Origin of the sequence: Kitasatospora sp. NPDC051170, assembly GCF_044455705.1 — a bacterium.
Taxonomy (GTDB): Bacteria; Actinomycetota; Actinomycetes; order Streptomycetales; family Streptomycetaceae; genus Kitasatospora.
On sequence record NZ_JBITFA010000002.1, the window covers coordinates 254,823 to 266,005 of the forward strand.

Sequence of the window (11,183 nt, forward strand, 5' to 3'; positions counted from 1 at the left end):
AGATCAGAAGGTCGCAACTCTGACCCAGTCAGATCCGGAACCCGGTCAATCCAGAAACCCGGTCAGTCCTGGAACCCGGTTAATCCAGAAACCCGGTCAGGTCCGGAACCCGGGAAGGCTCCGAACCCGGTCAGGATCAGAAGTTGTGCAGCTCGCTCTCCAGCGCCGCCAGCAGGTCGTCCTCGGACGCCTCGGCCAGCTCGGTGTCCGCCGTCGACCGCGCCAGCTCGCGCAGCCTGGCGGCCACCTCGTGACGCAACTCGTCGTCGGGGGAGAGCGCCGCCATCGCCGCCTCGATCCGGTCGAGGTCGGCGAGCAGCGGGTTGGGTGCCTCGGCCGGGGCCAGCTCGGCGAGCAGGTGCCGGGCGAGGGCGGTGGGGGTGGGGTGGTCGAACACGAGCGTGGCGGGCAGACGCAGGCCGGTGGCCTGGTTGAGCTGGTTGCGCAGTTCGAGGGCGGTGAGCGAGTCGAGCCCGAGGTCCTGGAAGAGCCGGTCCACGTGGACGGCCTCCGGCCCGGCGAACCCGAGCACGGCGGCGATCCGGCGCCGGACGACGTCCAGCAGCAGGTTGAGCTGCCCGGAGGCGTCCAGCCCGGTGAGCCGGGCGGTGAGCGCCTCCCGATCCGAGGGGCCCGAGGCGCCGGCGCCGCTGGAAGCGGAGGCGGGGCCGGCGGCGGCCCGCGGCGGCCGCGCGGTGATCAGGCGCCGCAGCAGCGGCCGCACCGGCGTCCGCTCGGCCAGCCCCCGCAGGTCGAGCCGCGCGGGGACGAGCAGCCCGGCGTCGCCGAGCGCGAGGTCGAGGGCGGCGAGCCCCTGGGCGTCGGTCAGCGGCAGCACGCCGGAGGCGGCGAGGCGGCGCACCTGCGCGTCGTCCAGCTCACCCGCCATCCCGCCCGCGTTCCAGAGCCCGTACGCGAGCGCCGAACCCGGCAGGCCGGCGTCCCGCCGCTCGGCGATCAGGGCGTCCAGGTAGGCGTTCGCGGCGCCGTAGTTGGCCTGCCCGGGGTTGCCCCAGACTCCGGCGAGCGAGGAGAGGACGACGAAGGCCGTGAGCGGCAGATCCCGGGTCAGTTCGTGCAGGTGCCGGGCGGCGTCGGCCTTCGGCCGGAGCACAGTGTCGAGGTCCTCCGCCGTCAGCCCCTCGACCAGGCCGTCGTTCAGGACACCGGCCGTGTGGAGGACGGCGGTGAGCGGGTGCTCGGCCGGTACCGAGGCGATCACCGCGGCGAGCGCCTCGCGGTCGGAGACGTCGCAGGCGGCGACGACGACCTCCGCGCCCGCCGCGACCAGCTCCTCCCGCAGCTCGGCGGCCCCGGGGGCGCCGGGGCCGCGCCGGCTGACCAGCACCAGGCTGCGCACCCCGTGGGCGGTGACCAGGTGCCGGGCGGCCAGCGCGCCGATCCCGCCCGTCCCGCCGGTGATCAGCACGGTGCCGTCGAGCGCCACGGCGGCGCCCTCCGCCTCCCGCAGCCGGACCAGGCGCGGAGCGCTCACCGTCCCACCGCGCAGCGCGAGTTCGGGCTCGCCCGTGGCCAGGGCGGCGGGGAGCAGCGGCAGGCTCTCCCCGTCGGCGTCGACGACCACGAAGCGGTCGGGGTGCTCGGCCTGCGCGGCCCGCAGCAGTCCCCGGGCGGCGGCGAGCGCCGGGTCGGGCGACTCACTGCGGGTGACCACCACCAGCCGGGGTTCCCCGCTCTGCGCCAGGTGCAGTTGCACATGGGCGAGGGTCTGCCGGGTGGCGCTGCGCAGCCGGGTGAGCGGGTCGTCGGCGGGGTCGGTGGCGATCTCCGCCAGCGCGTACGACTCGGGGGCGTGCTCCCCGGCGCCGGCCACCGGCTCCCACGCGACGTGTAGGAGCGCGTCCGTCGCGGCGCCCAACTGCCCGGCGGCCAGCGGGCGCAGGGTGAGGGCATCGACGCTCAGGACGGGCGCGCCGGCCGGGTCCGTCAGGTGCAGCGCGTACTCCTGCGGGCCCCGGACGGCCAGGTGCACCCGCAGTACGGTCGCGGTCGAGGCGTGCAGGGTGACGCCCGACCAGGTGAACGGCAGCAGGGTGTCCGACCGGCCCGAGGCCACCGAGTGCAGGGCGATGGGGTGTAGGGCGGAGTCCAGCAACGCGGGGTGCAGCGCGAAGCCGTCCGCCCCGGCCGCCTCGGGCAGTTCGACCTCGGCGTACAGCGCGCCCTCTGTGCGCCACGCGGCGCGCAGGCCCCGGAACGCCGGTCCGTACTCCAGGCCGACGGCCGCCAACCGCCCATGGGCGTCGTCCAGTTCGACGGGCTCGGCCTCGGCGGGCGGCCATGCGGCCGGAGCGGGCTCCGCCGTCGAGGGATCCGCCGTCGAGGGATCCGCCGGAGTGGGCTCGCCCAGCAGCCCGGTGGCGTGCACGACCCACCCGCCGTCCTCGGCGTCCCCCTCGGCGCGGGAGTACACGCCGGCCTCGCGCCGCCCGTCCTCGCCGGGCGCCTCCACGACCACCTGCAACCGGAGGGACTCTCCCTCGGCGATCACCAGCGGTGCCTGGAGGGTGAGTTCGTGCAGGCCGGGTGCCCCCGTCCGGGCGCCGGCCTGGAGGGCGAGTTCGACGAAGGCCGCGCCGGGGAGGACGACGGAGCCGTGGACGGCGTGGTCGGCCAGCCACGGCTGGTCGGCGAGGGAGACCCGTCCGGAGAGGACGAGCCGGTCCCCGGTGGCGAGTTCGGTGGCGGCGCCGAGCAGCGGGTGCGCGACGGCGTCGAGTCCGACGGTGCTCGGGTCCCCGGCGGTGACGTGGGTGCGCAGCCAGTAGTGCTGGTGGTCGAAGGCGTACGTCGGCAGGTCCACCGGGCCCGAGGCGCCCGATCCCAGCGGCGACCAGTCGACGTCGACCCCGCGCGCCCAGAGCCCGCCGAGGGCCGTGACCAGCGTGGTCGCCTCCTCGTGCTCGCGCCGGGCGACGGGGAGGGCGACCACCCGCTCGTCCTCGGCGAAGACCTGCCGGGCCAGCGCGGTGAGGATCGCGTCTGGACCGGCCTCCACCAGGGCGCGGGCCCCGGCGGCGTGCGCGGCGGCGAGCCCGTCGGTGAAGCGGACGGCCTCGCGGGCGTGGCGCACCCAGTACTCGGGATCGGTGAGCTGCCCCGAACCGGCCAACTCACCGGTGACGTTGGAGACCACGGGAACCGTCGGCTCGCTGTACGCGACCGTGGCGGCGACGGCGCGGAACTCCTCCAGCATCCCGTCCATCAGCGGCGAGTGGAACGCGTGGCTCACCCGCAGCCGCTGGGTCTTCCGGCCCTCGGCGGCCAGCTTCTCGGCGACCGCCGTGACGGCCTCCTCCTCGCCCGAAACCACCACCGACAGGGGCGCGTTCACCGCCGCCACCGCCGCCCGGGACTCCAGCCCGGCGAGCAGCGGCAGCACCTCCGCCTCACTCGCCCGGACGGCGACCATCGCCCCGCCCTCGGGCAGCTCCTGCATCAGCCGCCCACGTGCCTCGACCAGCCGCGCCGCGTCCGCCAGCGAGAACACCCCGGCGACGTGCGCGGCCGCCAGCTCGCCGATCGAGTGCCCGACCAGCACGGCCGGCCGTACCCCGAACGCCTCCAGCAGTCGGTACGCGGCGACTTCGAACGCGAACAGTGCGGGCTGGGTGTACTGCGTCCGGTCCAGTTCGTCCGAGTCCGAGTCGAAGCAGAGGGCGCGCAGCGAGCGCCCGAGCAGCGGGTCGAAGGCCGCGCACACCTCCTCGAAGGCGGCCTCGAACGCCGGGAACGCGGCGCACAACTCCCGTCCCATGCCGGAACGCTGGGCGCCCTGCCCGGTGAACAGCACGCCCGCCTTCGGCAGCCCGTGCGCCACGCCCGTCACGGAGAACTCCGCCAGCCTGCCCGCCAGTTCGGCCGAGGAGGACCCGACGGCCACACCCCGGTGCTCGAACGCCGTCCGCCCCCGCAGCGCGGCGGCGACGGCAGCCGGGCCGGGCTCGCCCGGCTGCGACACGAAGGCCGCCAGCCGCGCCGCCTGCGCCCGCAGCGCCTCGGGGCTCGCCCCCGACAGCAGCCAGGCGTGCGGCCCGGCCTGCACAGAACCCTGCACAGAACCCTGCACAGACGTCGGAGCAGAAGCCGGCACGACAGCCGACGGCGCCTCGACGGGCTCCGCCTGCTCCAGCACCACGTGCGCATTGGTCCCGCTGATCCCGAAGGAGGACACCCCGGCCCGGCGCGGCCGGTCCAGCGCGGGCCACTCCCGCTGCTCGGTGAGCAGCCGCACCGCGCCCGCCGACCAGTCCACGTGGTGCGTCGGCTCCTCCACGTGCAGGGTCCGCGGCAGCAGGCCGTGCCGCATCGCCATCACCATCTTGATCACGCTGCCGACACCCGCCGCCGCCTGCGCGTGCCCGATGTTGGACTTCAGCGAGCCCAGCCAGAGCGGCTCCTCACGCCCCTGCCCGTACGCGGCCAGCAGCGCCTGCGCCTCGATCGGGTCCCCGAGCGCGGTGCCGGTGCCGTGCGCGTCCACCGCGTCGACGTCGGCCGAGGCCAGTCCGGCCTGGGCGAGCGCCTGCCGGATCACCCGCTCCTGGGAGGGGCCGTTGGGGGCGGTCAGCCCGTTGCTGGCGCCGTCCTGGTTGATGGCCGAGCCGCGCAGCAGCGCCAGTACCCGGTGGCCCTTCGCCTGGGCGACCGACAGGCGCTCCAGCACCAGGACGCCCACGCCCTCGCCCCAGGAGGTGCCGTCCGCCGTGGTGGAGAAGGACTTGCAGCGCCCGTCCGGGGCCAGCCCGCGCTGGCGGCTGAACTCCACGAAGGAGGCCGGGGTCGCCATGACCGTGACCCCGCCCGCCAGCGCCAGCTCGCACTCGCCCTGGCGCAGCGCGTGCGCGGCGAAGTGCAGGGCGACCAGCGAGGAGGAGCAGGCGGTGTCGACCGTCACCGCGGGGCCCTCGAAGCCGAGTTCGTACGAGACCCGGCCGGAGGCGACGCTCGCGGCCTTGCCGGTGCTGGCCATGCCCTCCAGGTCGCCGGGTACGGCGGGGAACGGCGTCGCGTAGTCGTGGTGCATCAGGCCGGTGTAGACGCCGGTGCGGGAGCCGCGCAGGTCACGCGGGTCGAGGCCCGCGCGCTCCAGGGCCTCCCAGGAGACCTCCAGCAGCAGCCGTTGCTGCGGGTCGACGACCATGGCCTCGCGGGGCGAGATGCCGAAGAAGGCGGGGTCGAACTCGGCGGCGTCGTACAGGAATCCGCCGGTGCGGGTGTAGCTGGTGCCGTGGTGGTCCGGGTCCTCGTCGAAGAGCCGGTCGAGCGGCCAGCCCCGGTCCTGCGGGAACTCGCCGATGGCGTCCCGCCCTTCGGCGACCAGCTGCCACAGCTCCTCGGGCGAGGTGACCCCGCCGGGGTACCGGCAGGCCATGCCGACGATCGCGATCGGTTCGCGCGCGGCGGAGGCCAGCCGGCGGTTCTGCTCGCGCAGCCGTTCGGTCTCCTTCAGCGACGCGCGCAACGCATCGATCAGCTTGGTGTCGTTGGCAGCCATCTCTGCTACTCGCTCCTCGCGGCCGGGCGGAAGGACAAGGACAAGGACAAGGACAAAAGACAAGGGCAGGGCGAAGCGGACCGTCCGTGCCCACGGCACCGGAGCGCGACCACCAGGGCGGGCGCGGGCACGGACGGCGTACAGGGGCCGTCCGGGCCGGTGAGGGCGGGCCCGGACGGCGGGGGACCTTGAAGGGTCAGCCCTGGTGGGCCCTGACCTGGTCGGCCAGCGTCCTCGGGGTCGGGTTGGCGAAGAGGTCGGCCAGCTTCAGCCGGACCCCGATCTCCTTGCTGATGCGCTGGAGCAGCTTCGCCCCCAGCAGCGAGTGGCCGCCGCTGGTGAAGAAGTGGGTGTCGGCGTCGAGGCCCGTGGTCTCCAGCAGGTCGTTCCACATCGCGGTGAGGGCGTCGACCACCTCGTCCCCGGTGCCGCCGGCCGCCGCGCCCTCCCCGCCGCGCGCCCGCTCGGCCCGGCGGGCGATCGCGGCGCGCACCAGCGCGGGGTAGTCGACCTTGTCGTTGCCGGTCATCGGGAACGCCTCGACCACGTGGAAGTCCTGCGGCACGGCCGCCCCCTGGAGCAGCGCCCGGCTGTGCGCCCACAGCCCGTCCGAGAGGTCGGCGTCAGAACTCTCGCCGGCCGGGACGACGAAGCCCACCAGCGCCCCGTCCGTGGTCGGGTCCCCGACCGGGACGACGGCCGCCGCCCGCACCGCCGGGTGCTCCAGCAGCACGGATTCGACCTCGCTCAGCTCGATCCGGTTTCCGCGCAGCTTCACCTGCCGGTCCATGCGGCCCAGCACCTCCAGGGTGCCGTCCGGCAGCCAGCGGGCGAGGTCGCCCGTGCGGTAGTGGCGCCCGTAGCGGGGGTGGTCGGCGAAGCGCTCGGCGGTCAGGTCGGGCCGCTCGTGGTAGCCGATGCCCACCCCGGTCCCCGCGATGCAGAGCTCACCGCGGAGACCGACGGGCAGTTCGCGGCCACGGGGGTCGGCCACGAAGATCCGGGTGTTGGCGATCGGGCCGCCGACGTGCAGCCGGCCGCCCTCCTCCAGGTCGTCCAGCCGGCCGGAGGCGGACCAGACGGTCGTCTCCGTCGGCCCGTAGACGTTGCGCAACTCGCCGCCGGTGGCCAGCAGCTGGCGGGCCAGGGCGGGCGGCAGCGGTTCGCCGCCGGAGAGCAGCTTGCGGCCCTCCAGCCGGGCGCCGGCCTGCTGGACGACGAGCCGCCAGGTGGTCGGCGTGGCCTGGACGAGGTCGACGGCGTGCCGGTCGAGCACCTCCAGCAGCCGGCCGCCGTCCACCCGGGCGTCGTCGGGGGCGACGACGATCAGGCCGCCGGTGGCGAGCGGGACGAACAGCTCCAGGGCGGAGATGTCGAAGCTGAAGGTGGTCATCCACAGCGTCGAGGTCTCCGGCGCGCAGGCCAGCTCCTCGGCGAAGTGGGAGGCGAGGTTGGCGAGGTTGCGGTGGCTGATCAGAGTGCCCTTGGGGCGGCCGGTGGAGCCGGAGGTGTAGATCAGGTACGCGCAGGCGTCCGGGTCGATCTCGGGCAGGGACAGCTCGAGGGCCCGTTCGGGGCCGGGGCCGCCCAGCGGCAGGACCGTCCGCTCGCCGCCCTCGGGGACGGCCACGCCTTCGGCGGCGAGGACGAACCGGGCGTCGGCGTCGTCGAGCTGGTAGGCGATCCGCTGCCGCGGGTGCTCCGGGTCGAGCGGCAGGTAGACGCCGCCGGCCAGCCAGACGCCGAGGACGGCGGCGGCCAGCTCGGCGCCGCGGCGGCCGAGCAGGGCGACCACGGCGTTCGGACCGGCGCCGGCCTCCCGCAGCCGGGCGGCGACGGCCTGCGCGTCGGCCCACAGCTCGCCGTAGGCCAGGGTGGTCTCGTCCGTGCGGACGGCCGGGGCCCCGGGCGTGGCGGCGGCCCGCTCGGCGACGGCGTGCAGCACGGACGGGTACGGCACCTCCTGCTCGGTGGCGTTGGCGCCGTCGATCACCGTCCGGTCGCACCGGGACCAGGCGTTGAGCTCGCCGAGGGTGACGTCCGGGTCTTCGCCGACGGCGAGCAGCAGCGCTTCGTAGCGGTCGATCATCAGCTCGACGTCGGCCCGGTCGTAGGCGTCGCGGTAGAAGGCGGCCCGGATCTGCAGCGTGTCGCCGGACTCGGTGACGAAGAACTCCAGGTCGAACTTGCTGTAGCCGTTCTCGACGGTCACCAGCCGGGCCTTGCCGCCGCCGATGGTGAAGCGCGGGTCGCTCTGCGGCACGTAGTTGAAGACGTGGCGGAAGAGTGTGTTGCGCCAGGAGGCGTCGGCCCGGGGGACGATCTCCAGCAACTCGTCGACGGGGAAGCCGGCGTGGCCGACGGCGTCCAGGAAGGTGCTCCGCAGGCCCGTGGTCAACTCGCGGAACGTCCGCTCGGGAGCGACGGACTGACGCAGCGTCAGCACGTTGATGTGGTAGCCGACGGTCCTGCTCTGCTCGCGTCCGCGCACGCTGATCGGCGAGCCCACGGTGAGGTCGGGGCCCGCGCCGTGCGAGGTCAGCAGGGCGAAGTAGCCGGCCAGCAGGACGACCACCTCGGGGGCGCGCAGCTCGCGCTGGAGGCGCTTGGCGGCGGCGGCCGCGGCCGGGTCGAGCCGGCGGGTGACCCAGTCGCCCTCCAGGGTGGTGCGGGCGGGCAGCGGGCGGTCGTTGCCGAGGTCGAGCCCGGAGGTGCTCAGGCCCGCGACCTGCCGCTGCCAGAACTCCCGGCTGCGGTCGTTCGGTCGGGGCTCCGTCCAGCGCGGCGCCTCGCCGGCCAGCTCCTCCGGGGTGGGCTCCCCGGAGTCGAAGGCGTCGTAGAGGTCGCGGAACTCCTCCACCACCACGCCGGTCGACATGCCGTCGTAGACGCTGTGGTGCAGCACCAGGCAGAACACGTCTCCGCCGACCTGCCCGCCGTCGGACTGGTCGCCCACCGGGCCGGAGCCGGGCGGCAGTTGGACGTGACGGGCGCGCAGCAGCGGGCTGCCGTCGGCGCGGAACGGCGTGGCGGTGAAGGCCGTCAGCTCCGCCAGCACGTCGGCGCCCGGCTCGGGGCGGCTGTGCGACAGCGGGACGGCCGCCCGCTCGGCGGGGACGGTCGTGCGCAGCAGTTCGGAGCCGGCCTCGCCCTCGGTGGCCCGGAAGACGGTCCGGAGCACCTCGTGGCGGCGCACCAGCGCGGTCAGCGCCTGGCGCAGCACCTCGTGGTCGAGCGGGCCGTCCGCCTGGAAGGTGAAGGTCAGGTTGTTCACCCCGGCGCCGGGGACGAGGTCCTCCAGCAGCCAGAGCGCCCGCTCCTTGCTGCTGGCGGGCGTGCCGTCGGCGACGGCGCGGTCGGTGTGTTCCATCTCGGTGCCTCCGGTCGTCATCGTCATCGGATCCCTCGTCGTCCCTCGTCGTCCTTCGCGTCTTGGCCCTCGCGCCTACCGGGAGGCCAGCAGCCCGTCGACGGTCTTGGCCACCGCGTCGCCGCGCAGCAGATCGGCGTGGACCAGGCCGGGGAAGGGGATCTCCTCGGCGACGAACGGCCCGTCGCGGTGCAGGATGTCGTTGCGCACCCGGCTGAGGCCGTTCTCCGCGCTGGAGGAGGACAGGGCGGTCGCGGCGGCCCAGCGCGGCAGCGGCTCGGCTTCGTCGGCGATCGCCAGGTAGGCCATGAAGGAGGTGAACGCCTCGACCACCTCGACCACGAACTCCTCGTCCAGCCCGGTGCGTTCGCAGGCCAGGGCGATCGCGGCGCGGAAGCGCTCGATCAGCACCAGGGCCAGCTCGCCCGGGTCGGTGATCCGCTCGTGGGCCTCGCGGCCGGCCTCGCGCAGCTCCTCGATCTCCCCGGCGGCGAGGAACTGGTGAAGGCTCTCCACGAACATCGCGAACTGCCAGTACACCGTGCCGGCGTCGACCAGCTCCGGGTCGAAGAGGATCAACGCGGGCTTGCTGCCCTGGAGTTCGCCGATCTTCTCGGCCAGCAGGGCCGCGTGCACGCCGCCGACGCAGAAGCCGAACACGGCCCGCACCGGCAGCCCGGCCGCGCGCACGTCGTCCAGCCAGGGCCGGAGGTAGGCGTCGTGGTCGGTGACGCCGATCTCGGCGGGGGCGACGATGCTGCGCCAGAACGCGTGGCCGCCGGTGAGGCGGGCGGCGAGCTCGGAGAAGTCCGCCTGGAGGCGACCGGTGGCCGGGAAGTCGACGGCGAGGAGGACCTCTCCGGTCGTCCCCTCGGTGATCTTCGTCCAGCTGGGCGTCGGGACGCTCATGGTTCCCCCTCGGAGATGCGCGTGGGCACGGGTGTGACGGCTGGTGCGGTGACCGGTCGCCGGTGACGCTAGTCGGCCCGGACCACCCCGACCCACCCCTAAGGACCCCTAAAGGGCGAGGTGGGGGGCCCTGTCCCGGTTCGGGTACGACGCGGACCCCGTACGGCAGGGGGTGTGCCGTACGGGGTCCTCATGAGGCGCCCGGGGGTGTCAGGAGCGCCTCGGCACGGGGATCACGTACCGGCTGAAGACGAGGTCGCGCAGCACGTCGTCGCCGCCCTCGACGATCGACACGTAGCGCATGTCGCGCATCAGCTTTCCGATGGGCAGGTCGTCGGTGTAGCCGAGGCCGCCGAACATCTCGGAGCCCGCCGTGGCCACCTCCCAGCCGGCCTGGCCGCAGAACATCTTGGCCGTCAGCGCGGACTTGAGGGTGCCCTGCCGGTTGAAGACGGCGGCCGGGTCCGCGCCCTCCATGATCTCGTCGTAGTCCCGCGCCGCCTGGCGGCACTGGCTCTTCATGACGTCGATCAGCATCTCCATCTGCCCGAGCTTGGCCGCGAACACCGGGCTGTCGGTCAGCGTGCCGTCCCGGAAGCGCTTGGTCTTCGCGTACTCCATGCACAGGTCGCGGATGCGCCGGGCGATGCCGAGGGCGGTGGTGGCGATCAGGATGCGGCTGGCGTTGAGGCCGATCTCCAGCAGCCGGAGCCCGTTGCCCTCCAGCCGGTTGGCGGCGGGCACCCGGCAGCCGTCGAAGTGCACCTCGTACGTGCCGGAGGCGCGCAGCCCGATCATCTCCCAGCGCCGCACGACCGTCAGCCCGGGCGTGTCCCGGGGCACGACGACGGCCATGTGGTCGCTCGGGTCCTCGGCGGAGCGGGCCACGACCACCAGGAAGTCGGCGAAGCCGGAGTTGGTGGAGAAGAACTTCTCGCCGCTGAGCACGAGTTCGTCGCCCTCGCGGGCCGCGGTGGTCGAGGTGCGGCCCAGCTCGCTGCCCGCCTCGCGCTCGCTGCCGAGCGTGGCGCAGTAGCCGCCGCGCTCGGCCATCGGGCGCAGGTGGCGCTCCTTGAGCTCCTCCGAGCCGTACAGGGACACGATGCTGGTGCCGAGCACGGAGATGAACAGGGTGAACGCCACCCCGGCGTCGCCGTAGGCGAGTTCGTTGACCAGGTCCACGCCGTCGGCCAGCGGCAGGCCCTGGCCGCCGCTCTCCTTGGGCAGCCACCAGTTGGCGAGCCCGGTCTCCGCGAACCTCCCGTACAGGGGCAGCGGCATCTCGTCCCGGGTGTCGAGCTGGGCGTGCCGGTCCTTCAACTCCTGGGCGACGAAGCCGCGGACGGCCTTCCTGAGGTCGGGCGCCACCATGCGGTGCTCCTCTTT

General features: G+C 74.4%; 4 protein-coding genes. All 4 read right to left on the reverse strand.

The features are described from left to right. Nucleotides 1-136 precede the first annotated feature (136 nt). A complete protein-coding gene (locus ACIBCA_RS04820) occupies nucleotides 137-5,518 on the reverse strand; it encodes an SDR family NAD(P)-dependent oxidoreductase (protein WP_396281386.1) in 5,382 nt (1,793 codons plus the stop codon). A gap of 196 nt (nucleotides 5,519-5,714) precedes the next feature. Further along, entirely contained in the window at nucleotides 5,715-8,909 is a 3,195-nt protein-coding gene (locus tag ACIBCA_RS04825) for an amino acid adenylation domain-containing protein (protein WP_396281387.1), read from the reverse strand. A 54-nt stretch (nucleotides 8,910-8,963) separates the two neighbouring features. After that, on the reverse strand, nucleotides 8,964-9,797 hold the full coding sequence (locus ACIBCA_RS04830) for a hypothetical protein (protein ID WP_396281388.1): 834 nt from the start codon (nucleotides 9,795-9,797) through the stop codon (nucleotides 8,964-8,966). A 210-nt stretch (nucleotides 9,798-10,007) separates the two neighbouring features. After that, complete coding sequence (locus ACIBCA_RS04835; protein ID WP_396281389.1) at nucleotides 10,008-11,168, reverse strand: acyl-CoA dehydrogenase family protein; 1,161 nt, start codon at nucleotides 11,166-11,168, stop codon at nucleotides 10,008-10,010. Nucleotides 11,169-11,183 lie beyond the last annotated feature (15 nt).